At 73.2% G+C, this 23,546-nt stretch carries 19 protein-coding genes; 6 read left to right on the top strand and 13 right to left on the bottom strand.

What is annotated here, in order from left to right; genetic code table 11:
* Positions 1–9: 9 nt before the first annotated feature.
* The 8 genes from D1350_RS21315 to D1350_RS21280 form a co-directional block, all read right to left on the bottom strand.
* Positions 10–1,026, bottom strand: a complete 1,017-nt coding sequence (locus D1350_RS21315) for a CNNM domain-containing protein (RefSeq protein WP_206074637.1) — start codon at positions 1,024–1,026, stop codon at positions 10–12.
* Positions 1,023–2,420 carry a hemolysin family protein gene (locus D1350_RS21310; RefSeq protein ID WP_125778067.1) on the bottom strand — a complete coding sequence of 466 codons (1,398 nt, stop codon included), beginning with the start codon at positions 2,418–2,420 and terminating at the stop codon, positions 1,023–1,025. The genes D1350_RS21315 and D1350_RS21310 overlap by 4 nt, the downstream gene beginning before the upstream one ends.
* A gap of 231 nt (positions 2,421–2,651) precedes the next feature.
* Complete coding sequence (locus D1350_RS21305) at positions 2,652–4,106, bottom strand: PepSY-associated TM helix domain-containing protein (RefSeq protein ID WP_125778066.1); 1,455 nt, start codon at positions 4,104–4,106, stop codon at positions 2,652–2,654.
* A gap of 138 nt (positions 4,107–4,244) precedes the next feature.
* Positions 4,245–4,868 carry a hypothetical protein gene (locus tag D1350_RS21300; protein ID WP_125778065.1) on the bottom strand — a complete coding sequence of 208 codons (624 nt, stop codon included), beginning with the start codon at positions 4,866–4,868 and terminating at the stop codon, positions 4,245–4,247.
* Between the two features lie 103 nt (positions 4,869–4,971).
* The gene (locus tag D1350_RS21295; RefSeq protein WP_240644265.1) at positions 4,972–5,781 is read right to left on the bottom strand and encodes an HAD family hydrolase; all 810 of its coding nucleotides are present in this window, start codon (positions 5,779–5,781) and stop codon (positions 4,972–4,974) included.
* A 143-nt stretch (positions 5,782–5,924) separates the two neighbouring features.
* On the bottom strand, positions 5,925–7,562 hold the full coding sequence (locus tag D1350_RS21290) for a class C sortase (protein ID WP_125778063.1): 1,638 nt from the start codon (positions 7,560–7,562) through the stop codon (positions 5,925–5,927).
* An 83-nt stretch (positions 7,563–7,645) separates the two neighbouring features.
* The gene (locus tag D1350_RS21285) at positions 7,646–9,133 is read right to left on the bottom strand and encodes a SpaH/EbpB family LPXTG-anchored major pilin (RefSeq protein ID WP_164545265.1); all 1,488 of its coding nucleotides are present in this window, start codon (positions 9,131–9,133) and stop codon (positions 7,646–7,648) included.
* Between the two features lie 198 nt (positions 9,134–9,331).
* The gene (locus D1350_RS21280; protein WP_164545264.1) at positions 9,332–13,369 is read right to left on the bottom strand and encodes a DUF5979 domain-containing protein; all 4,038 of its coding nucleotides are present in this window, start codon (positions 13,367–13,369) and stop codon (positions 9,332–9,334) included.
* A gap of 310 nt (positions 13,370–13,679) precedes the next feature.
* On the opposite strand from D1350_RS21280, the gene D1350_RS24795 reads away from it, so the two are divergent.
* Positions 13,680–14,747, top strand: coding sequence for a lytic polysaccharide monooxygenase auxiliary activity family 9 protein (locus tag D1350_RS24795; protein ID WP_125778060.1), 1,068 nt, complete (start codon positions 13,680–13,682; stop codon positions 14,745–14,747).
* A 121-nt stretch (positions 14,748–14,868) separates the two neighbouring features.
* On the top strand, positions 14,869–15,519 hold the full coding sequence (locus D1350_RS21270; protein ID WP_164545263.1) for an HAD family hydrolase: 651 nt from the start codon (positions 14,869–14,871) through the stop codon (positions 15,517–15,519).
* 38 nt (positions 15,520–15,557) lie between these two features.
* On the opposite strand, the gene D1350_RS21265 is transcribed toward D1350_RS21270, so the two are convergent.
* The 3 genes from D1350_RS21265 to D1350_RS21255 form a co-directional block, all read right to left on the bottom strand.
* Positions 15,558–16,106, bottom strand: coding sequence for a GNAT family N-acetyltransferase (locus D1350_RS21265; protein ID WP_125778058.1), 549 nt, complete (start codon positions 16,104–16,106; stop codon positions 15,558–15,560).
* Between the two features lie 70 nt (positions 16,107–16,176).
* On the bottom strand, positions 16,177–16,818 hold the full coding sequence (locus D1350_RS21260; RefSeq protein ID WP_125778127.1) for a DNA alkylation repair protein: 642 nt from the start codon (positions 16,816–16,818) through the stop codon (positions 16,177–16,179).
* A gap of 175 nt (positions 16,819–16,993) precedes the next feature.
* A complete protein-coding gene (locus D1350_RS21255) occupies positions 16,994–17,497 on the bottom strand; it encodes a DUF1877 family protein (RefSeq protein ID WP_164545262.1) in 504 nt (167 codons plus the stop codon).
* Positions 17,498–17,702: 205 nt separating this feature from the next.
* Here D1350_RS21255 and D1350_RS21250 point away from each other — a divergent pair, with 205 nt between their 5' ends.
* Positions 17,703–18,083, top strand: a complete 381-nt coding sequence (locus D1350_RS21250; protein ID WP_206074636.1) for a DUF952 domain-containing protein — start codon at positions 17,703–17,705, stop codon at positions 18,081–18,083.
* A gap of 1 nt (position 18,084) precedes the next feature.
* Here the strand turns inward: D1350_RS21250 and D1350_RS21245 are convergent, their stop codons facing one another.
* Positions 18,085–18,756: a hypothetical protein gene (locus D1350_RS21245; protein WP_125778056.1), complete on the bottom strand. Its 672-nt coding sequence runs from the start codon at positions 18,754–18,756 to the stop codon at positions 18,085–18,087.
* Between the two features lie 202 nt (positions 18,757–18,958).
* Here D1350_RS21245 and D1350_RS21240 point away from each other — a divergent pair, with 202 nt between their 5' ends.
* A complete protein-coding gene (locus D1350_RS21240) occupies positions 18,959–20,464 on the top strand; it encodes an RICIN domain-containing protein (protein WP_125778055.1) in 1,506 nt (501 codons plus the stop codon).
* A gap of 50 nt (positions 20,465–20,514) precedes the next feature.
* Here the strand turns inward: D1350_RS21240 and D1350_RS21235 are convergent, their stop codons facing one another.
* On the bottom strand, positions 20,515–21,417 hold the full coding sequence (locus D1350_RS21235; RefSeq protein WP_125778054.1) for a hypothetical protein: 903 nt from the start codon (positions 21,415–21,417) through the stop codon (positions 20,515–20,517).
* Between the two features lie 184 nt (positions 21,418–21,601).
* Here D1350_RS21235 and D1350_RS21230 point away from each other — a divergent pair, with 184 nt between their 5' ends.
* Both D1350_RS21230 and D1350_RS21225 read left to right on the top strand, forming a co-directional pair.
* Positions 21,602–22,837 (top strand): sensor histidine kinase, encoded by a 1,236-nt coding sequence (locus D1350_RS21230; RefSeq protein ID WP_125778053.1) that lies wholly within the window; start codon positions 21,602–21,604, stop codon positions 22,835–22,837.
* Positions 22,834–23,445, top strand: a complete 612-nt coding sequence (locus tag D1350_RS21225) for a response regulator transcription factor (protein ID WP_125778052.1) — start codon at positions 22,834–22,836, stop codon at positions 23,443–23,445. The genes D1350_RS21230 and D1350_RS21225 overlap by 4 nt, the downstream gene beginning before the upstream one ends.
* Positions 23,446–23,546: the final 101 nt, after the last annotated feature.

Here is a 23,546-nt window from a genome sequence, read left to right as displayed (position 1 = left end):
GGCCGAGGGTCACGCTCCGGCCACCGTCCGTGGGAACAGGCGCTCCAGCACGTCCGCGAGGGTGACGATGCGGTGCCCGTCGGACCCCGGGACCACGGCGAGGTGGTTACGGGTCTCGCGCATCGCGGCGAGGGCCGTGTGGACGGGAGTGGTGGGGTCGAGGACGTAGGCGGGACGTGCGACCCCGGTCAGCGGCTGGTCCGCCGGCGCCAGGAGGACGTCGCGCACGTGCACGACGTGCGACGGCGTACCGTCGGCGTCCGTGACCAGGATGCGCAGGTGCCCGGAGCGGTCGGCCGCCGCGCGCACGTCGGCCGCGGTCGCGTCGGCGGGTACCGCGACGGGAGCCGTGCGCCCGGCGGCGAGGTCGGCGACGGTGAGGCGGCTCAGGTCGAGCGCGCCCGCGAGCCGGCCGGAGTAGACCGCGTCCAGAGCGCCGACGTTCGCCGAGTGCTCCACCAGGTGTCGCAGGTCGTCGGGGCTGCGCCCGGAGGCGACGTGCCCCGTGGGTTCCACCCCGACCCGCCGCAGGAACCAGTTCGCGGCCTCGTTGAGCGCGATGAGCGCCGGACGGGTCAGCCACATGAAGGCCCGCATGGGCAGCGCCAGCAGGGTCGCGGAGGTCTCGGGGTGCGCGATCGCCCAGGACTTGGGGGCCATCTCCCCCACCACCAGGTGCAGGAACGTGACGATCAGCAGCGCCAGGACGAACCCGGCGACGTCGGCCGCCCAGTGCGGCGCCCCCCAGACCTCGATCACGGGTGTGATCCAGTGGTGCACCGCGGGCTTGGTGATGGCCCCCAGGGCCAGGGTCGCGACGGTGATGCCGAGCTGGGAACCCGCCAGCAGGACGGTCAGCTCGTTCGAGGAGCGCAGCGCGGCCCGGGCTGACCGGCTGGTCGCGGCCGCGTCCTCCAGGCGGTGCCGCTTGGCGGCCAGCACCGCGAACTCGATGGCGACGAAGAAGGCGCTGGCGCCGATGATCAGGACCGTGGCCACAGCCACGAAGACGGGGTTCTCGGTCATCGGTTCGCGTCCTCGGCGTCGGTCTTCTGGGTGAGGGCGGCGCCGCGGGGTCGTTCGACGACGCTCACACGTACCTGTGCGGGGACGTGGCGCGCGACCTCCAGGACCTCGACGCGCAGCACCCGGTCCGGCGGCGGCTCGTCGGAGGCGAGGTCGGCGGGGTCGTCCGGCAGGTCGATCTCGACCGCCTCGCCCTCGGCGAGCAGCGACCCGCGGGTCGCGACGGCCAGGCCGGCGATCGTCTCGTGCTCCGTCTCCGGCAGGTCGTGCCCGACGGCGCGCTCCACCTCGTCCAGGTGCACGTCCCCGGACATGATCCAGACCCCGTCGTCGTCGGCGACCATCGGCAGGTCCTCCGCCTCGTCGTGCTCGTCGGTGATCTCCCCGACGAGCTCCTCGGCCAGGTCCTCGAGGGTCAGGACGCCGGTGAAGCCGCCGTACTCGTCGACCACGCACGCCATCTCGTTCCGGCTCGACGACAGCGCGCGCAGCGCGTCCGGCAGGGACATCGAGGTCGGCAGCACCAGGGGCGGGCGCGCGACGGAGGCGACCAGCGCGTCGTCGGGCACGTCGCCGGAGAGCAGGTCGGTCAGGTGCACCACGCCGGTCACGTCGTCGTCGGACACCACGGGAAAGCGGGAGTGGCTGCGCGCCATGAGCGCGCGGACCTCGCCCACCGTGAGGTCGGCCTCGACGACGTCCACGCGCGCCCGGGGGATCATCGCGTGCTCCACGTCCTGGCGGGGGAAGTCCAGGATGCGGTCCAGCAGGTTGGACAGGTCCGGCGGCAGGTCGCCGCTCTGGCGGGAGTCCGCCACGATGTGCTCGAGGTCGCGCGCGGTGGCCGAGTGCTCGACGTCGTGCACGGGCTCGATCCGCAGGAGGCGCAGCAGGACGTTGGAGGCGGCGTCGAACACGCGGATCAGCCAGCCGAACGCCGCCAGGTACAGGGTGGTGGACCGGGCCAGCCACAGCGAGGCGGCCTCCGGACGGGCGATCGCCAGGTTCTTCGGGAACAGCTCCCCGAACAGCATCTGCACCACCGTGGACAGCAGGAGCGCTCCGACCGTGCCCACCGCGACGCCCACACCCGTCGGCACGCCGACGTCGTCCAGCGCGTCACCGAGCGCCGTGCCCACGAGCGGCTCGGCCACGTAGCCGACGAGCAGGCCCGTCACCGTGATGCCGAGCTGCGCCCCGGACAGCATGAAGGAGGTGCGGCGGGTCACCGCCAGGGCCCGGCGCGCGTCGGCGTCACCCGACTCGGCCCGGGCGGCCAGCCGGGACCGGTCGACCGCCATGTAGGCGAACTCCTGGGCCACGAAGTAGCCCGTCACCGCGGTGATGGCCAGGATCACGACCACCCCCAGCAGGAGGGAGAGCACCCAGGTCATCGAGCACACCTCCCGCGGAGCCGTGCGTGTGCCTGGGCGCTGGTACTGCTGGAGCCGTCCATGGTCCTTCCGAAAGGGTCGATCGGGGGTGCACGCGGCGGGCCTTCGGCACGCGACCGTGCCCCGGCTCGCGCGCGAGTCGTGTCCTTTTCAACGACCGACCCGTCGCGCCAGTTCCCGGTCGATCCTAGGTGGCCCGGCGCGGGTGCGCAGGGCCACCCAGGATCCAGGTCAGGCCGCGGCCCTCCGCCTCGCACGCGCCGCCAGCGCCAGGTCCACCAGGAGGAAGACGGCCAGCGGGATGCCGAACAGCGGCAGGAACACCCCGACCGCCGCGGCGAGCGCCAGGACCGTGACGGTGAGCCAGAGCGGCGCCCGGCGCAGCGCGCCCCGCGGCACGGCGGGCCCGGGGCGCCACGACGCCGACGAGGTGGGGCGGCGGAGCCACCACAGCCGGTAGCCGATGACGACGAGCGCGACGAGCCCGACGGCGACGACGGCGAGCACGACCTGGTTCCAGAACCCGAAGAGGGTGCCCATATGGGCGTCGATCCCCCAGCGGGCGAGCTTGGCGGCAAGCGGGTAGTCCGCGAAGTCGAGCCGGTCGACGGTGGTGCCGTCGTTCCCGTTGACGGCGATGGCGTCGGCCTGGGTGGGCCACTGTCGCTGGTTCTCCCGGACAACCCAGGCCTGGCCGTGGTCGGCGGGCGGCGTCATGACCAGCGGGGCGCGCAGCCCTTCGGCGCGGGCGATCGAGTGGACGCCGTTCACCCCGGGCCCCATCTCCAGCATCATCGCGGGACCGCCGTCGCCGTGGCCCTCGTGGGCCGCGGCCGAGGCGGCGGCCGCCTCCGCGGAGAGGGAGGGGTCGACGGCGGGCGTGGCCCAGCCGAGGGCGTGCCGCAGGCTCTCGACGTTCTCCCCCGCGTACGCGGACCAGGTCAGGCCGGTGGCGGAGAGGCCGAGGAGCACCAGGGCGATCAGCGTGCCGACGGCGCCGTGCCACGACAGGACGCGCTTGTGGGGGCGGGCGGAGCGCACCTCGGGGACGACCAGGCGGCGCAGCCGACGAGTACGTGCGACCCGGGCCACCCACATGGCCAGGCCGCCGAGCACCACGACCCACAGCCACGACGCGGCGGTCTCGGAGTAGAGCCGCCCGGCCGCGCCCAGGTGGAGGCTGGCGTGCAGCTCGGAGACCCATGCGCGGAACGGCAGCGCGTCGCCGGACGTGGCCAGCGCGCCCCGCACCTCGAGGGTGCCCGGGTCCACGAACACCGTCCGGGTGAGTCCCTCGGGCAGGTCGTCCGCGGCGAGCACGACGGCGGTCGTGCGGTCCGGCGCCGCCGCCGGCCGCACCTGGGTCACGGCACCCTCGGGGTACACCGCGCGAGCGGCCTGGACCTGGTCGAACAGGGATAGCGGCTCGGCGACCGGGGCGTCCACGAACAGCTCGTGGCGGTGCACCACCTGCTCGATCGTCGGGGTGGCGGCGTAGACGAGGCCGGTGAGCGCGGCCAGGACCAGGAACGGGCCGACGAGGATGCCGGCGTAGAAGTGCAGGCGGTGCAGCAGCGGCCGCACGTGCGCCCACACGCCCGGCGTCGCCGGTTGTTCGCTCGGGCTCGGGTCCGGCGGGGTCGGTGGGGACGTCGTTTCGTCGGTACGGGTGGTCACGGAGGTCATGGGTGGTCCTTCCACGGACAGCGCGACGGGGGTCGCGGGCGCACGGGCGCCGCGACGCTCAGGTCGCGCAGGAGGGCTGGTGGCAGCGGGGCCCGCCCGCACCGCGTCGTCGCCGCGCAGGAGCGCGGACGGACAGGTTCAGGCTGCGGCCGGGAAGGAGCCCGGCGGGCCCCGCCGTGGCGCGACGGAGGCCATCAGGAGGGTGACCACGGACTGCGGCGACCCCGTGGGCCACGCCGGGCGCGGCGCTGCCGCGATCGCGACCGGGCGGAACGCGCCGAGCAACAGGCGCAGCGAGGTCAGTACCGCCCGCAGGAGATCAGCGCTGCGCTCGAGCGCGGCCAGCAGCAGGGCGGTGGCCACCACCGCGAGCAGGTGCGCGGCATACATCCCCGCGTCGGCGCCGAGGCCGGCCGGCCCGCCCATCGGCTGCCCGTGTGCCACACCGTGGTCCAGCACGCGGTCCAGCCCTGCAGGCGCGCCCGACGACGGGCCGGGCGCCGGGTCCGCCACCAGCGCGAGCCCGTGGTGCAGCAGGGTCTGCATCGCACCGAGAAAAGCCGTCAGCCAGACGGCGCGAGCACGGAAGCGAGCGGCGACGCAGCACACCACGAGCGTCAGCGCGCCGAGCAGCACCAGCCCTGGCGCCGACGGCTCCCGGCCGCCGGCCCACAGGTGCGCCCCCACCCCCAGACAGAACGTCGTGGACGCCAGGACGACGGCGCGCACGAGGTGCGCGGCACGTCTCCATCGATCGTCCATGCGCGCAACCTACGGGGCTCCCCACCCGTCAGCACCAGGTGACGAAAGGTTTAGGTCCGGGCGCATCGGGTCCGGCCGGTCGGCTCGAGGACGAGCGCGGACCTCACAGCAGCGACCGCAGCACCGGCACCACGCCGTCGTCCGCGACCGTGGCGGTGACCTCGTCGGCGACGGCTCGCACCTCCGTCGGCGCGTGGCCCATCGCGACGCCGCGAGCGGCCCACGCGAGCATCTCGAGGTCGTTGAGCCCGTCCCCCACCGCGACCGTCCGGGACGGGTCCACGCCGATGTCGGCGCGGACCTTCTCGAGCGCGGTGGCCTTGCTGATCCGTCCGGCGGTCACGTCGACCCAGTCCGCGCCGTCGGTCATGGCCGTGACACCGTGCGCCCGCAGCGTGGGGACGAGGTGGTGGGCCCGCGGCCCCCGCAGGACGAGCCGCGGGGACGGCTCGCTCCACAGCTGCTCGACCCGGACCAGGCGCTGGGCGCCGTTGACCTCGTGCGGCTCGAACGGCGCCGAGACCCGGTAGCCGAGGCCGACCTCCTCGACCGCGATCCGCACAGCGGGGAGCGCGTCGAGGGCGACGCGGACCACGGCCTGGACGTCGAGCGGCTGGACGTCGACGAGCTGGGCGCCGGACTCGACCAGGCGCGCCGTGATCGCGCCGTTGGACGCGACGACCCAGCCGGTGCGTAGCCGCAGGCACCTGGCGATCGGCAGCACGCCGGCCAGCGACCGGCCGGAGGCCAGGACCACGTGGTGCCCGGCGCGGCGTACCGCGGTGACGGCACGGGCGACCGCCGGGGACGGCTCGCCGTCGTGCCCGACGAGCGTGCCGTCGATGTCCAGCGCGACCAGGCGGGGCGTCGCCGGAGCGGCGAGCGGCAGGGAGCGTGCGTCGGAAATCTCCACAGGCAGGCACATTAGGGGCAATTTGCGGCGCGTGTGACTGCGGCCCGCCAGAGTTCCGCCACTGTTCACACAACGGGCGAAACTCGCGGGGACGACGCGCCGCGCAGCTCGCCGAGGCCGGCTCCGCCGAGGCCGGCGGCGCCTCAACCGAGCGCGCCCGCGAGCTCCGGCGGTACTCCCGCGTCGTGCTCCAGCCAGCCCACCAGCGACGCGTGCACCACGATCCGGTGGTCGTTGCCCCACGCGCCGTCGGTCACGGAGTGGCACGAGACGAGCGTGAGGTAGCGCCCGCCCGGGGCGAGCCCCGACGGCGCGTCAGCCACGACCTCGGCGCCCTGCTGGGGCTCGACCAGCCCGGCCGGGCCAGTCACCTCGTAGACGTACCAGGCGTCGGCGGTCTCGACCACGACGGTGTCCCCCGCCACGAGGGCGTCCACGTGCAGGAAGTTGTCGCCGTGGGTGCGCCGGTGCCCGGCCAGGGCCGTGTTGCCCACCTGCCCGGGCCGGTCCGACTGGGTGAACCGGCCCGCCGCGCCGGTGTTCAGCACGGCCTCCGTCACCCCCTCCTTGATGGGGGTGCGGGCGTCCATCAGCTCGCCGCGAGCGCCGGTGGTGCCCGCCCACGACGGGACCCAGAGGGTCCCCCAGGTCCCGGACAGGTCGGTGGGGACCGGCGCGGCGTCGAGGTCGGTCCGGAGCGTCCCGGCGGCTGCGGGCAGCGGGTGCGCCTCGCTGAAGGCGGCGAGGTCGCCGGCCTCCTGGCGGTCGGCCATCCAGGTGGTGCCGACGTTGTGCCAGGTCCAGCCGCCCGCGACGGCGAGGCCGCCGAGGAGGACCACGAGGGCGACGATCTTGACAGGGTCGGGCCGACGACGGCGCGTGCGCACGGGGGGCGTCTCCTTCGGGTGCTGGTTCGCGGGGGCCCGGCCCTCGGGGGTCTGCGCTGCCGAGGCCTGGTCCGCCGCCGTCCGCGACGCCTTGCGCGGCCGGCTGAGCCGGTTGCCACCGACCCCCGCGAGCGTGACCCCGCCGACGAAGGCGACGGCCCACCACGGGAAGCCGGCCTCGCCGTCGCGCCCGGCGATGACGGCCTCGGCGTCGGCGGCGGGCACGGGGTCGAGCCGGACGCCCCGCACGGCGAGGCGGTGGGAGTTGATGCCCGTCGGGGTGCAGGTGAGCAGGGTGACGAGGTCGCGGTCGGCCTCCGGCTGCATGGTGGTGGTGTCGCCCGGCTCGACGACGGTGATCTGGTCCACCTCGTAGGTGATCGTCCGGCCCACCACGTCGATGCTGAAGTGGTCGCCGATCTCGAGGTCCTCGAGGTGAGTGAAGAGCTCCGCGTCCACCAGGCCGGAGTGCGCCGAGAGCACCGGGTGGTTCCCGACGCCGCCCACCGGCAGCGCGGAGCCGAACAGGTGGCCGACTCCGCGGCTCAGCGAGTCCTCCCCCGTGCCGTGGTAGACGGGCAGCGTGACCCCGAGGTCCGGGACGGTGAGCTGGGCCATGACGTCGCCCGGCTGGGGGGCGAGCTCGCCCTGGTACTCGGCGTCCGGGGTGGTGCCGGAGCCGGTGCGGCCCTGGGCGAGGCGCTCGTTGTAGGCCTCGGCGGAGGCGAGCATGGCGTCCTGCTCCGCCGAGGGCATCGCGTCGACGGCGTGGGCGTAGCCCGTGAGCTCGGAGGCCTGGTCGCGCACGGCGAACCAGTTGGCCGCCGTGGGGTAGAGGAGCAGGCCGAGCCCGAGCGCGGCGAGGACCATGACGGCGACGGTCTGCCGGTTCATGGTGCTTCCTCCCGTGCTCGGGCTCGGACGGTGCGTGCCGGGGCGCGGGCCCTGCGGCCCGCGCCCCGGGTGTGGTGCGTGCGTCAGACCTCGTCGGTCTGGCGACGCGACCGGGCCACGAGGACCATGGCCGCGGCCAGGACGACGACGCCCGCGCCGGTCAGCAGGGCCGTACCCGAACCACCGGTGAGGGGCAGGGTGAACCCGGCGTTGTGCTCGACGTTCTCGACGACAGCCACGTCCGTGGCGGCGTCGCCGGTCGACGGGCCGTCGACCGTGACCTTGATCGGCTCGGCAAGCAGCTCGTAGCCCGTGGGGGCCTTGACCTCGACCAGCCAGTAGTCGGTGCCGTCGGCGTCGTACTGCAGGCCGTCGATGGCGATCTGGCCGTTCGAACCGGTGGTGAACGTGCTGGCACCGCTGATCGTGATCGGGTTGGCCTGCGCGTCGGCGTCCGCCTCGGACGCGAACACCTGGAACTGAGCGCCCGCCAGCTTCGTGGTGCTCAGCGCCGCGTCGACCTTCTCGACCAGGACGCCGCCCCAGTAGGTGGAGACCACGTTCGACTCGACAGCGGTCTCGCTGCCGTTGAGCCAGAGACCTGCCTCGTTCGGGATCTGACCGACGGCGTCGTTCACCGTGGTGACGATCACGACGGAGACCTGGGCTGCGGCGTTCGCGGCCTTCGCTGCCGAGAGCTTCGCCACGCCGCTGGGCTTGAACTCGACCGTGACGAGGCCCGCGGCGTGCGACAGGGTGTAGTCGTCCGCAGTGAGCGCCTCGCTCGTGGTGATCGAGACCGTCGCCGACTGATAGGTGAGCGCGCTGTCCAGCTGGTCGGTGATCTTGTAGGCCGCCAGGGACTCCCCGGGGTCGTCGAGTTCGCCGTCGCCGTTCACGTCCTTGTACGTCGGGATGTCACCGAGGACGGTCCAGGAGACGGGCTGGCCCTTGTAGGTCGCCGTGGAGTCGTCGACCGACTTGGTGACGCCCGCCGTGTCGTTCTTCGGGTAGACGTACACGGTGTACATCCACTCGTTGAGCTTCTCCGTGTCGGGGTTGGTCATCGGGATGGTGACCAGGAACGGGATGCCGGGCAGGACACCGGCGGGGGCGTCGACCTCGGTCACGTAGTACAGGCCGAGCGGCAGGTCGCCGAACGTCGCCACGCCGTCCGCCTCGGTGTCTGCACCAGTGACCTTCGTGGTGCCCTCGGAGAGGGTCGCGTTGTCCATGTCCTGAATGTCGACGGTCGACGCGAGCGCCCAGCCCTCGTTCGTCGTGAGGTCGATCGGGGTGTCGTTCCATGCGGTGACCTGCTGGACCTTGAACGTGACGCCGTCGATCGTGGGGTTGGTCTCGGTGTTGATTTCCTGCGGGAGGCCGGTTGCCGCGGTTCCGGCGGGGCTCTCGTGCTTCGTGATCACGAGCTCGCCGGTCTCGTCGCCGTCGGGCAGGGCCACGTTGGCGGCCGAGGCCGCCGGGATACCGAACCCGAGCGCGAGGGCGGAGGCGGCCAGCACGGCCATGACTCCCGCCCCGGTACGCCGGTTCGTTCCGATGGTGCGCATTGTTCTTTCCATTTCTCTCTTCTTGCGGGGCCCGGCGTACCCGGGCTTGGTCGTGAAGGGCGCCACCGACCGCCGCCACCGCCGGGCGCAGGGCGCGCCGGGGAAGGCCGTCGGCTACAGAGGGGGACGTTGCCGTCGGCGGGGCGACGGCGGTCGGCGGCGCGGGCGCCGTCCGGCACAGGGCGAGGGAAGCCCGGCTCAGTGACGGCGCGGCACGCTGCGTCGACGACGCAGGGCCAGCGCTGCGGCGAGAACGGCGGCGCCGAGCGTCGCCAGGCCGAGCGCGCTGAGGGTGGCACCCGGGCCGCCCGTGAAGGGCAGCGTGAGCACCGGGCGGTCGACGACCTGGAGCGTGTCGTCGATCGCACCACCGTCGGCGGACGTGGCGGTGACCTGCGGGTGCCGCTCGGGGAGAGCGACGTTCACGGACCCGTCGGAGCCGACGAGGAACTGGACCGGCTCGGGCAGCAGGTCGTACCCGCTGGGGGCCTTGATCTCCTGGAGCCAGTAGGTGCCGGCCGGGATGGCCGTCACGACGTAGCGGCCGGTCTCGCCGGTCACCGGGGTGACGGGCAGGTCGCCGAGCACGGTGCCGGGCGTGCCGCCCTCGTCGGCGAGGAGCTGGAACTCCGCGCCGTCGAGCGGGACGGGGTCGCCGCCCACGGCCTGGCCGAGCTTCTGGAGGTAGATGTCCGCGGCCGGAGCCGCGTCGGCCTCGTTGGTCACGGTCACGGTGACCTGGGCGTCCTCTGCGATCGTGAACGTGCCGTTCGCGATCTGTGGCTCGCCCCAGGTGACGCCCGCGATCTCCGGGAACGTGGTCTCGGTGACCACCACCTCGGCGCCGACGGGGATCTCCGGGGAGGTCACGAGCCCGCCGGACGGGACGGTCAGGGGCGGCTGCGGGACGCCGTCGACGGTGTAGTCCACCGTGAAGTCGGTGCCCTGCGGCACGGAACCCGCCAGGTCGCCGCCCACCTGCTTGTTCACCTGGAAGGTGCCGGTCGCGGGCAGCTCGGCGACGTTCGTGACCGTCAGGACACGGGCGTAGCCGTCCCACTCGCCCCAGGTCTGGTCCGGCGGCAGGGTCGGCGTGCCCCAGGTGACTCCGGGCAGGTCGGGGGCCGACTCGGTGGTGAAGTGGAGCACGTCGCCCTTGGTCAGTGCCGGGCCAGGCACGGGCGTACCGTCCGCGGGCAGGGCCAGGCTGCCGTTCATCCCGGCGTTCGGCCCGGAGGTGACCTCCCAGCCGACGACGAACACCGTGTCCGCCGGGACCTGTCCGGCGGCTTCACCGGTGACCTGCTTGGCGACGGTGAACGCCGGAGCGGCGAGCAGGGCGTTCGTCAGCTCGACCTCGACCACGGTGTCCGCGCCGAGAGTGACGGTCCACTGGCCCGAGTCGTCCACGACGACGGGAGATCCGTCTGCGGTCAGCACGGGGTGCTGGTCCCAGAACCCTCCGCCGGGCGCGGCGGGCGGCCTGGGGTCGCCCCAAGGCGTGATGGACTCGGTGAAGACGACCCTGTCGCCCGCCTGCAGCCCGCTCGGTCCGTTGATGACGGTGCCGTCGGCGCGGAGCAGGAGGAGGTGCTGGTCCCACGAGTCGTTGATGCGGTAGCGCACCCCGAAGACCGCGCCGGGGTCGAGCTGGTCGGCGGCGCCGGCGAGCTTCTTGTGGATCACGAAGCCCACGCCCGGCAGCTTGGCCTGGTTGGTCAGTGTGACGGCCACCGGGACGTCGTCCGGCGAGTCCAGGGTGATCGTCGCGTCGTCGAGCACCGTCCCGTCCACGGAGAAGGTGGCGCTCCCCCACACCACCCCGTCGACGGCGGGCGGCGTGGCCTCGCTGAAGGTGACGGTGTCGCCGTACTTCAGCGTGGGCCCGTCGACGACGGTCCCGTCAGCCGTGAGCGTGAGCGTGCCGGTCTGCTCGCCGCCGTTCACGGAGTAGTCCACCGTGAGCTCGGTGCCGCCCGGCACGGACCCGGCGGCTGCGCCGGTCACGTCCTTGTAGATCCGGAACGTGCGGTCCACGGGCACGGCGGTGTTGACCACGGGCAGCGCGTAGGGCGACTGCGCGCCGCTGTGCACGGTGAAGGTGCCCTCGAGCTGGGGGTCGGCCCACTCCACGCCCGTGAACTGGGGCACGTCCTTCTCCGCGATGGTGATCACAGCGCCCTCGGGCAGGTCGGGGCTCAGGACCGTCTCCCCCGCGCGGACGACGATCGGCTCGGCGGCGGGCGCGCCATCCACGGAGTACTCGAACGTGTACGTGGCGTCGGGGTCCACCAGGTCCGCGCCGTCGCCGGTCACGGTCTTGGTCACGGCGAAGCGGGCGGGCTTCTGCTGGAGGGTGTTCACGGCGGTGAACGAGACGGTCGGGTCGTGCCCGCCCACCGTGACGGTGTCCGGACTGAGCGACGGCGCCCACTCGCTCCCCGCACCGGGCTCGGGCAGCGCGGTCTCCTCGACGGTCACCGTGGTGCCGGTCGGGAAGAGCACGGGGCTGCCGCCGACCACCGGGCTCACCGTGCCGCCCGCGCCGACCGTGACGGTTCCCGTCGACGCGTCGGTCACCGGGACGGCAGGGCCACCGGCGGCGGGCACCTGGTAGCCGGTGGCGGCTGCGCCGTCGGGCCCCGTGGCCGTCCAGGTGAAGCCGAACTGCGCGTCCGTGGTGGTCCCGACCACCTGCTTGGTGAGGTCGAAGGAGCCCAGGAGCGTGTTGGTGACGTCGACCTCGACCTCCGGCGCGGAGTCGGTGACGGTGAAGGTCGAGGTGGCCTGACCGCCCACGGTGATGGTGGGCTGCGCCCAGGTGAAGCCTTGGGTGTCGAGCGGGCTGCCGTCCGTGAGGTAGAGGCCTGGTTGCTCGGTGACCGTGCACGTGGCCCCGAACGGGATGCCGTCGAAGTAGACGGTGCGACCGGGGACGAGGGTCCACTCGCGGCTGAAGAGCACGGTGCCGTCGGTGTCGGTGCAGACCAGCTCGCCCCTGGCGACGACGGCGCCGGGCGTCTGTGCGAGCAGGTCGTCCACGAACGAGCCCGGCGTCAGGTGCTTGGTGAGGTACACCTCGCCAGAGACCGGCGTGACGGTGTTGTCGTCGCACCCGCTGGCCGACGCGCCGGTCCACGGGTAGTTGTGGTGCTCGGCGTGCGCCGCAATATTGGGCATCGAGTCGCCCATGGTGTAGCTGCCGCCGACGTAGAGGCGCCCGTTCGTGCTGATCACGTCGGTGACCATGCTGCCGTGGGGCACCAGGATGCTGCCGAGGAAGTTGACGCCGTCCTGGGTGCTGGCGAGGTTGACCGAGCCCGCGTCGGGGAAGTTCCACATGATGGCGGTCGACACGTTGCCCAGCTCCGGGCCCGCGTAGCCGTCCCCGGCAACCATCGTGCCGTTGACGTAGGTGCTGTTGTTCACGGCGGCGACCGGACCGCCGGTGACGTTGACGACGACCGTCGGGTAGGAGCCGTCCGCGTTGACGGGCAGGCTGTCGAAGTCGACCCGCGTCGCGGCGGCGAAGTCGGCCCCGGGGACGGTGAACACCTGGCGCCCGGCGGCGTCGGGCGTGCCGGCCGTGAGCACCAGGGCGGTCTCGCCGCCGCGGGTCTCCAAGGTGGCCGTCCCGTTGGCGGGCAGCGCGTCGAGGGCCGACGAGAGGGCGTTCACCTTGGCCCCGAAGTGCTGGTACTGGGCGAGGTGCTCTGCTGCGGCCTCCTGGGTGAGGACCGGGCCGCCGTGCGTGTCGACGGTGCCTGAGGTGTTGCCGACGACGGCGACGCCGCCGCCGATCAGGTAGCCCACCGTGATCGAGTAGCCAGGCTTGACGGTCAGGTCACCGCCCACCGTGAGCATGACGGACATGGGCTCCGGGGCGATCTGCGAGCCGACGCCGACGACGCCGAAGTTGAAGCCGTACCACCCGTCGTTCGCCACGGTCTTGGACATCGTCGCGTCGCCCATCACGACGGTGACGCCCTCGGACTCGGCGGTCGCGCCGGTCACCGTGAAGTCCCCGCCGGCCCACATCGAGACGGCGTTGTCGGTGTAGAGGGGGCCGTCGTCGGGCAGGGTGGTCCACGGCGGGACGTCACCCGCGGGCGGGCAGACGGGCGCCTGCTCGGCGACGGCCAGCGGTGCGGTCCACGAGGTCGAGACGACGGCGCCGCTCAGGGCGAGCGCGGCCGTCGCCAAGGCCGCCGCGAGGCGGCGCAGGGGCGAGGTCACACGCCGTACATGAGGTCTGACCTCACGCTCCGAGCGTCCGCCCGCCAGCCCGTACATCGCCCCATCCCTTCGCTCGCCTCTTGTGCTCGAGGCGATCGTTACGTTCGGTCCAGCCTCGGCCGGATGTCCAACACCCCCAGGATCCATCCTTGTGCATGTTTTCACAAGCGGCTCCGGTGTGGGTCTGGTCACCCGGAGGGCAAAGCCCGGGGGCTCGAGAGCCCCCACGAGGTGAAACGCTTCACCTCCTCGCCAACGAGCGCGGTGGCATGCATGGTGACGGCACCGTCGAGCTCAAGGAGGAGCATCCATGTCCGTCGTGAAATCCGTTCGCACGAGGACCGCGGTCGCACTGACCGCCCTCGCCATGACCCTGTCGCTGGGGGTCGTGGCGATCCAGGCAGCCACCGCCCCGGAGGCCGCGGCGCACGGGTCCGTCACCGACCCGCCGTCGCGCAACTACGGCTGCTGGGACCGCTGGGGCGGCGACTTCCAGAACCCCGGCATGGCCACGGCCGACCCGATGTGCTACCAGGCGTGGCAGGCCAACACCAACGCCATGTGGAACTGGAACGGCCTGTACCGCGAGGGCCTGGCCGGCAACTACCAGGCCGGCATCCCGAGCGGCACGCTCTGCTCCGGCGGCCGTGCCGAGAACGGCCGCTACAACGCCCTCGACAACCCGGGTGCCTGGGTCGCCAAGGGCGTGCCGAACAACTTCCGGCTCACGCTCACCGACGGCGCCAACCACGGCGCCGACTTCCTGCGGATCTACGTCTCGAAGGCCGGGTTCGACCCGACCCGTCAGGCGCTCGGCTGGGAGAACCTCGACCTGGTCAAGGAGACCGGGCGCTACCCGACCACGTCGCCGTACGTCACCGACGTCTCGCTGCCCGGCCGCTCGGGCCGCGCCGTGCTGTACACGGTCTGGAAGGCGTCGCACGCCGACCAGGTGTACTTCCTCTGTTCGGACATCAACATCGGTGGGGGCAACCTCGGACCGTGGCCCGGCTCGGGCACCCCGTCGCCGTCGGTCCCGCCGACGACGCCGCCGCCCGTCAGCCCGCCGCCCGTCAGCCCGCCGCCCGTCAGCCCGCCGCCCACCGGCGGCGCCTGCACCGCCACCGTCCGCGTCGTCAACTCCTGGAGCGGCGGCTACCAGGCCGAGCTCGTCGTCAAGGCAGGCACCACAGCCATCACCGGCTGGTCCGCCAACCTCACCGGCGCCACCATCACCCAAGCCTGGAGCGCCACCCTCTCCGGCACCACCCTGACCAACGCCACCTGGAACGGCACCCTCAGCGCCGGAGCCAGCACCACCGCCGGCTTCATCGGCAGCGGAACCCCACCCACCACGGCCACCTGCGCCACACGTTGACCGACCACGCGTCGGCGGCGGCGGGCGACCGCCGCCGCTGACGGGTGCGCGAGCGGTCCCACCCCGGGCGCCGCCGTGGACACCCGGCACCCGCCGGATCACGCCCCGCTACCGTCCGGGCGTGATCTGGCTCTTCGACCTCGACAACACGCTCGTCGACCGGGACGGGGCGTTCCGCGACTGGGCGGCCAAGACCCTGGCCGACGCCGGCCGCCCCGCCTCCGCCCTCGCCGAGGTCCTGCGCGCCGACGCCGGAGGCTTCGCGCCCAAGCCCCTCGTCGCGCAGGCGATCCTCGACGCGACCGGCCGCACGGGCCCGGTGGCGGAGATGATCGAGGAGATGCGCGCCGGGATCCGCGCCCACGTGGTGGCGTACCCGGACGTGGCCGGGCTGCTCGCCGGGCTACGCGCCGCCGGGGACCGGATCGGCATCGTCACGAACGGCGACGGCACGCACCAGCGCGCCAAGCTCGGGCTCGCCGGCCTGACCACGCTCGTCGACGCGGTGGTCGTGTCGGGCGAGGTGGGCTTCGCCAAGCCCGACCCGCGCACCGTCCGGGCCGCGCTCGGTCTGCTGGGCGCCGAGGACGCCGACCCGTCGACGGTCTGGATGATCGGCGACGCCGCGCACGCCGACGTCGCCGTCGGGCACGCGTCCGGCGTGCGCACCGGGTGGGTCTCGCACGGCCGCACCTGGTCGGGCGAGGGCGAGCCGGACGTCGTCGGGAAGACGACGCACGACGTCGTCGCGCAGGTCCAGGCGAGGGCGTAGGCCCGCGCGAGCGACGGGCTGCCTGTTCCGGCGCCCGCTCAGACCGGCGAGCGCCACATCCCCCGGGTGATCTCGTACTCGACCTCACCGTCCTCGTGCCCCGCGAGCGGCTCCTCGACGTCCTCGTGGAAGCTGCGGGCGTACGTGAGGCCGGCCGAGGCCATGGTGGCGCGGGAAGCCTCGTTGACGGCCATGGTCTGGGCGATGATGCGGTCCAGGCCGAGATCCTCGAACCCATGGCGTACGAGCTCGCGGGAGCCTTCCTTGGCGAACCCCTGGCGCCAAGAGCGCTGGGGCAGGCGGTAGCCCAGCTCGGCCACGCCGGGCCGGCTCGGGCCGTCGGGCGTGGCGAGCATGAAGAGGCCGATCGGGTCCCCGGAGCCGTACGCGACCCACAGTCCCAGCCCGTCGACCGCCCCGGCGATCCAGCGACGCATCCGCGCCTCGGTCTCCGCCGCTGTGAGCCTGCGGGTGTAGAGGTAGCGCAGCGCCACGGGGTCGGAGTTGAGCTCGACCAGGAACGGCAGGTGCTCCTCGGCGAGCGGGACCAGGTCGAGGCGCTCGCTGCGCAGTCGGGCTTGAGGCATGCCGCGAGGTTAGTGAGGGACAGGCGCCTCGGGCACTTGATTAACGGGAGCCGGGCGCACGCCGACGTCGCTACGCGCCCCGCCGCCGCAAAATCTCCGCGATCCAGGTCGGCGCGAACGGCGACGTGCAGTTCGGCGGCGTCGGGTAGTCCTTCAGCACCTCCAGCCGCTCGCCGATGTCGAGCGCGCGGGCGCGGTGCTCCGCGTGCTCGATCCCGATCTGGGCCAGGCAGTGGTTCATGGCCCACTGCAGCCGGTCCGGTGCGTCCTTCATCTCCGCCTCGATGACGTCGAGAAGCCCTGCGAGGTCCAGGCCGGCAGGGTTCTTCGCCACCCGGTCGGTGGTCAGCGCCCAGCCCGCGCCGGCAACCACAGGGTCGCCGTCGGCCGACCAGGCCACCCGCAGCTCCTCCGCATACGTGCTCTTCTTCACCACGTAGCTCACGAGCCAGTCCTGCACCTTCGGGGCACGCGCCTCGCGCAGCATGAGGTCGAGCTCGCCGCGCTCGAACGCCTTGGGCCGGCAGACCAGGAGTGCCAGCAGCCGCGCGGCGGTGTCCCCGGTCGCCCAGAGCTCGCGCGCGAGGTCGTGCTGCGTCTTCAGCCGCTTCGCGACCGCCCGCAGCCTGCCGAGGTTCACCCCGTGATCATCGCCGTGCTTCTCGTTCACCTCGCGCGCCCGCGGGTCCTCGAGCGCGGCCAGCTCTGCCATCAGCTCTGCCACGCTGGGCGCGGTCGTGGTCTGGGCCACCTCGGTCTCCTGCCTGTCGCGTCTGGGCTCAGCCTACGAGGTGGCCAGGTCCGCGCTGGCGACCCTCGTGGGCGGCCCGCCTGAGCCGGGAGCCCGGCGCGCGCCCCGCCCCGGGCGACCGCCGTGCCCCTCGACCTCAGTTGAGCATCAGCACGACGGCGTCCCCCGCCGCTGCCGCCGCGGCATAGAACCGTCGCAGCTCCGCGTACCGCTCCCCCAGCAGCGGCAGCCCTTCCTCCGGCAGGTGCTCGTCCGGGTCGGCGCAGGGCTCACCGTCACACGTCTGCGCCACGTCGTACTGCGCCGCGAGCACGGTGAACGGCGTGGCCCCGAGAAAAACGGCGGCGGACAGCACGTCCTGCGGTGCGAGGTAGCGCACGGGCCCGATGCCCCCGTCGAGCCCCAGCGGCGTGCCGCCCTGCACCACGTCCACCGGCATGCCCGGCTGAGCGAGCAGGAGGCCGTGGAGCGGACCCCACGCGCGCCCCAGGCTGAAGTACCGTGCGTCCTCCGGCGGGAGGTCGTACTCGACCCACTCGTCGGCGAGCGCGTCGAGCCTCGTCTCCGCCCACTCACGGTCGGACCGCGCCTTGTCGAGCTCCCCGGATGCGAACCGCGCGTACTCGCAATGAATCCCCATGGCGCGCGACGGTAGCGGCCCACGGCGTCGGCCAGGACCGGCAAAACGGCCAGATACGGCGCGAATACGCGTAACGCCCAACAAGTCTGTGAGAACCGACAAGCGGGCCCCGAAGATCTGCCGATGTTCGCCTGTCGAACAACCGGGGGTGCCGGCAACAGGGCTCCGGGCCGTGGTCAACAGTGTGCCTGCTACGGTCCGTCCCGTGGAACCGATCATCTGGCACATCGCCCTCGTCGGCGACTGGAACGCCGCCCAGCAGACGGGAACGTACGCCGTCTCCACCCGCGGGCGCAGCGTCTCGGAGGTGGGCTACCTGCACGGGTCCTTCGACGCGGACCAGGTGGGCCGCGTCGCGGCAGCCTTCTACGCCGACGCCGGCCCGCTCGTCCTCCTGGGCATCAGCACGACGGCGCTCGCGGGCGCGGGCATCGAGGTGCGGGCGGAGCCCGGCGACCCGCGCGACCCCGGCAGCGAGCTCTTCCCGCACGCCTACGGCGCGGTCCCGGTCAGCGCGGTGGTCCGCACGATCCCCGCCACGGTGCACGACGGCGTCCTGGTGGCCCCCGGCTGGGAGCACGCCTGAGCTACTGGGCGAGCGTGGCGCGAGCTCTCGCGACGTACCGCACCACCAGCACGCCGGCCCCGATCACGCAGAGCGCCACGACCGCCCAGTGCGCGACCAGGTTCGGGAGCCTGACGGGGATGGAGAACCGGTCGGTCAGCATGAACGCGGACCAGAGCGCGGCCCCGACAGGCAGGCACAGCCCGCCCAGGAGCCCGAGGACGCCGGGGCGGCCGGCCAGCCACGCGACCGCCGCGCACGCCGGCCCGCACACGAGGGAGGCGACCACCCAGAAGGACATCTCCCCGATGGAGAGCTGGGGCGTGGTGCTCGCCATCGCCCCAGGCAGCAGCGGGACCCCGGGCGGCAGGGGCGGCTCGGAGGTGGCCAGCGCGTACAGGTAGTCGGCCACGTAGTAACCGACCGAGGCGCTGACGAAGAAGGCGGTGCACAGCAGGACGGTGCGAGCCGCCGACGCCCCTCGCCGCAGCATGACCCAGCCGAAGACCACTCCGGCAGCCGCCCAGCCGGAGGCCGCCCCGACCACCGTCGCGACGCCTCGCAGCACGACGTGCTCGCCGTGGTTCAGCATCACCGTCCCGATGGCGAAGGCCACGCCCACGACGACGGCGAGCAGCAGCGCGACGGCGAGTCGGGGCTGCACTCCCGCGCGTGCCTGCGGTGCGACCGTCACCTCTGCCCCCTTGTGCGCTCTGACCTGGACGTCAACGTAGCGAACGGGCGGACCGGCGTCACCCCGGCCCGGGGCAACATTCCTTGACCCCATAAGGGCCAAGTGTGAGAATTGCGCCGATGTTGACGTTAACATCCCACGCCAACGTCATCCACAGTTCACGCCCTGCTACGTGCAACGCCGCACGAGATAGGTCACCACCATGAACGCTCCTCACCGACAGTCCGCCCTGCCCTGGCAGCGGCGTCCCCTCGAGCGCGTCCTGCTCAGCATGCTGGCCACGCTGGTCCTCCTCCCCTTCACGGCGCTGTCCCTGGCCGCCCCCGCCACGGCCGCCACCAGCCAGTTCCGCGGCATGAACTGGGCGGTGCTCGGCGACAACTTCGTCACCGGCCCGCTGGTCCTCGACGGCCTCAGCAGCTCCGACAGCTACGCCACCGTCCAGGCCAAGGCCAACGCCGTGTACGACGACATGGCGAGCACCCTCGGCATCAACACCGTGCGCCTGCCGGTCAACACCCACACCGTCGGCACCGCCTGGTGGAACAACTACCGCGCCACGATCGACGCGGCGACCGCCCGCGGGTTCAAGGTCGTCCTGGCCTACTGGGAGGACGGCGCAGCCTCGGGCGGCCGCGTGACCAACTACGCCGCGTGGAACACGATGTGGTCCACCGTCACGTCCCAGTACGGCTCGAACAGCCTCGTGTACTTCGAGCCGATGAACGAGCCGCACGGCTACAGCTCCACCGAGTGGCGCAACGTCGCCGCCGACTGGCTCAGCTACCACTACTCCGCACCGGCAGGGCGGGTCCTCATCGGGGGCACCGGCTACAGCCAGGACCTCCGCGACGTCTGCAACGACAGCCGCTTCAACAACACGCTCCTGTCGTACCACCACTACGCGTTCTTCTACGGCACGAACACCTACGACGGCTGGCGCAACCACATCATCACCCGCCTGGGGAGCTGCGCCTCGCGCGCGGTCATGACGGAGTTCGGCGGGGCCATGAACAGCGGTCTCAACTACGGCGACCCCAACAGCTCCGACAACTTCGTGCGCCACATCCGCGCCGTCACCGACGTCATGCGCGACAACCAGATGGGTGGAACGTACTGGCCGGCGATCGGCGGCAAGCCCGGCAACATCGGCTACGACGGCTACTCGATGTACATCAAGGGCGGCTCCGGGACGAACCTCGACCTCACCATCCGCAACGCCTCGGGCGCGAACCGTCTCCGCTGGGCGTGGGGCGACAGCGTCGACCCCAACACCGGCAACGGCGGTGGCGGCACCACCGTGACCGACATCGTCAACCAGAACTCGGGCAAGTGCGTCGACGTGGTGAGCGCGTCGACCGCGAACGCCGCCGAGGTGGCCCAGTACACCTGCGGCAGCGGCACCAACCAGCAGTGGGCCCTGCAGAACCTCGGCAACGGCTACTACAACCTCGTCGCCCAGCACTCGGGCAAGTGCCTCGACGTCAACGGCGCCTCGACCGCCGACGGCGCGGCGATCATCCAGTACACGTGCGGCAGCGGCACCAACCAGCAGTGGCAGCTGCGCAGCGTGACCGGCGGCTACGTCGAGATCGTGGCCCGGCACTCGGGCAAGTGCCTCGACGTCCCCGCCGCCTCGACGGCGAACGGCACCCGCCTGAAGCAGTACACGTGCAACAGCGGCACCAACCAGCGCTGGACCCTCTGACAGCCCGCGCCGCCCGTCGAGCACGCGGCTCGACGGGCGGCGCGCCAGGCTCAGGAGGCCACGGCGACCAGGACCACGGCCAGCGCGAGCAGCACGTCGTAGACAACGCACGACTCGGCGTACCACCGCCACACCACGGCGTTCGCCCGGTGGTGGAGCACGTCCCACACCCCGTGACCCACGAGGCCCGCCGCGACCAGGTGCGCCCCGGTGTCCTGGCCCGCGAAGGCGGTCGCCAGCAGTGCGATCCCCGCGAACACGACGATGCCCGCGGCCTGCAGCAGGGCCATCGACCGCCCGCGGATGCTGCGCCGGAGCACGCCCACCACCGGGTACACCAGGGCCACCACCACGATCAGCCACGCGGGCAGCCTGCCCGCTCCCCCGGCGATCGTGGCGGCGAGGACCGCGAGCCCGAGCAGCACGGGCCACCGCCGCCTCAGCCAGGCCAGGTCGAGACCGTGGACGTGCTGCGAGTACGCCGCCCGGCGCAGCAGCATCGCGCCCGCCATCGCGGGCACCATCAGCACGTGACCCCAGAGCATCACGTCGCCCGGGGTGGCCGCGCCGGCCCAGAAGAGCGCCAGGAGCACGGCGAACGGTGCGGCCATCGCCGCGTTCATCTCCCAGATCGCCAGCCACCCGTGACGCCGGACACGCATCCACACGGTCATGGCGGCCACCATGTCGAGCACCATCACCGCGGCCGCGACATCGGTCCGCAGCAGCACCGCCTCGACCCCCAGGACCGCACCGGCCCAGCTCCACGCCGGCGCCAGCAGCATCATGCCGAGCACCATCACCACGACCATCTCGGCCAGGTGCGCGACGAACCTCGTCGCCTCTCGCGCCCGCGTCGCGGGCACGCCCCCGGGCCCGGTCTCTTGCCCTGACCCGTGCCCTGTCCCGTGCGCCCCTGCCGCCTCGGCCCGGCCCGTCGTCTCCGTCCTCATCGCCCTCTCCTCCCCGTGGGGCGGCGCTCCTCGCCGCGCTGCTCCCCACGCTGTCCGACGGCTCCCTCGGCCAGTAGTGCCGGACCGCACCTGAGCGCGGGCACCTGTCACGACCTGGCATGACAGATGTCATGAAGGCCCGGGGCCAGCCCCGCACCCGCGTCCGCGCTGGCAGGATGGCGTCATGAGCACCGCCCGTGCCCTCGCCGACGACGGCAGCGGCCTCGCGAGCTTCCGCCGCAACACGTGGTGGGGCCTCGCGGGGACGGTGGCCTGCGTGCTCGGCTTCGCCGTCGGAGACTGGGTGCTCGACCCGGACGTCGACGCCGGCGCGCGGGCCCTCACCGGCCTGGCGACCGTCGTCACGGTCCTGTCGTGCGGGGTCCTGATCGCGCGGCGGGTGCGCGACGAGCCGCCGTCGGCCGCCTGGCTCGTGGCCGCCGGCTGCGCGGCGGTGGTCGCGGGGGCGGTGCCGCTCGCCGTCGGGAACTTCGGGCTCTGGTCGATCGCACCGGCCGCCGCCCTCTCGGTGCTGGTCATGTTCCTTCCCGCACGGCGGGCATGGCAGGTGCTCGGGGTGGCCCTGGTGCTGCTGCCGGCCGTCGGCCTCCTCACGGCCCGCGCCACGGGTGAGCCGCACGTGGGGCACGCCACCTGGATGCCCGCCCTCATGGTCGTGGCGTTCGGCCCGGCCATGCTCGGCATGCTCCGCGCCTGGCAGGTCGCCTCCCGGCTCGACGACGCGCGGCGTCTCGCCGGGGAGCTCGCCGTCGCGGACGAGCGCCTGCGCTTCGCCGCCGACCTCCACGACATCCAGGGTCACCACCTGCAGGTGATCGCCCTCAAGAGCGAGCTCGCGGCGCGGCTCTCCGAGGCGGACCCGGCGCGCGCCGCCGACCAGATGCGCGAGGTCCAGCAGCTCGCGGGCGACGCCCTGCGCGAGACGCGCGCCCTGGTCCAGGGCTACCGGCGCACCACCCTCGACGCGGAGATCGCCAACGCGTCCAAGGTCCTGGCCGCCGCGGGCGTCGACGTGCACGCCGACGTCGACCCGGCGCTCGCCGCGTCCCTCCCCCAGGCGCCGCGCAGCCTGCTCGGCCTGGTGGTGCGCGAGGCCACCACGAACGTGCTGCGGCACAGCCGTGCCACGCGCGCCGCGATCGTCCTGCTGCCCGACGACGCCGGGGCCCGCCTCGTGATCGACAACGACGGCGCCCGCGCGGGCTGGCCGGGCGACGACCCGGCCGGGCCGGACGAGACGGGGAGCCCGGGCGAGACCAGGAACCCGGGCACGACGGGGAGCCCCGGCGACGGCACGGGCCTCGCGTCCCTGGCGGAGCGCCTGGCCGCCGTCGGCGGGCGCCTGTCCTGGTCGAGCGACGACGACCGGTTCGTGGTCACCGCGACGGTGAGCGGATGATCCGCCTCCTGCTCGCCGACGACGAGGAGCTGCTCCGCGGGGCCCTCTGCGCCCTGCTCGACCTCGAGGACGACCTGCAGGTCGTGGCCGAGGCGGCCACCACCACCGATGCCGTGCGGCTCGCCGAGCGGCACCGTCCGGACGTGGCCGTGCTCGACCTGGAGATGCCACCCACCGACGGGCTGGACGCCGCGGGGCAGATCCTGGCCCACGCCGACGGCGCGCCGCCGCGCGTCATCATCGTCACGCGGCACGCCCGGCCCGCCGTGCTGCGCCGGGCCCTCGCGGCGGGCGTGAGCGGCTTCGTGCCCAAGTCGACGCCGGCGGCACGGCTCGCGCAGATCGTGCGCGACGTCGCCGTCGGGCGCCGGTACGTGGACCCGGAGATCGCCGCGTCGGCGCTCACCGAGAACGAGTGCCCGCTGACGGACCGCGAGCTGGAGGTTCTGCGGGCGGCCCGCACGGGCGCCCAGGTGTCGGAGATCGCGGCCGCCGTGCACCTCGCGCCCGGGACGGTGCGGAACTACCTCTCGTCGGCGATGTCCAAGCTCGGCGTCGCCACCCGCCACGCCGCGGCCCACCGGGCGTGGGAGGAGGGCTGGATCTAGGGGGCCCTAGGGCGTGTTTCGGAATGGGTCAGCGTTGGTTGATCCAGTCCAGGAGGTCGCCTGCGATGGTGTTGGGGTCGGCGGCGGTGGTGACGGCGTCG

It is taken from the genome of Antribacter gilvus (assembly GCF_003946865.1).
GTDB classification, from domain to species: Bacteria; Actinomycetota; Actinomycetes; order Actinomycetales; family Cellulomonadaceae; genus Antribacter; species Antribacter gilvus.
This window is presented reverse-complemented; position numbering and strand designations above follow the sequence as displayed.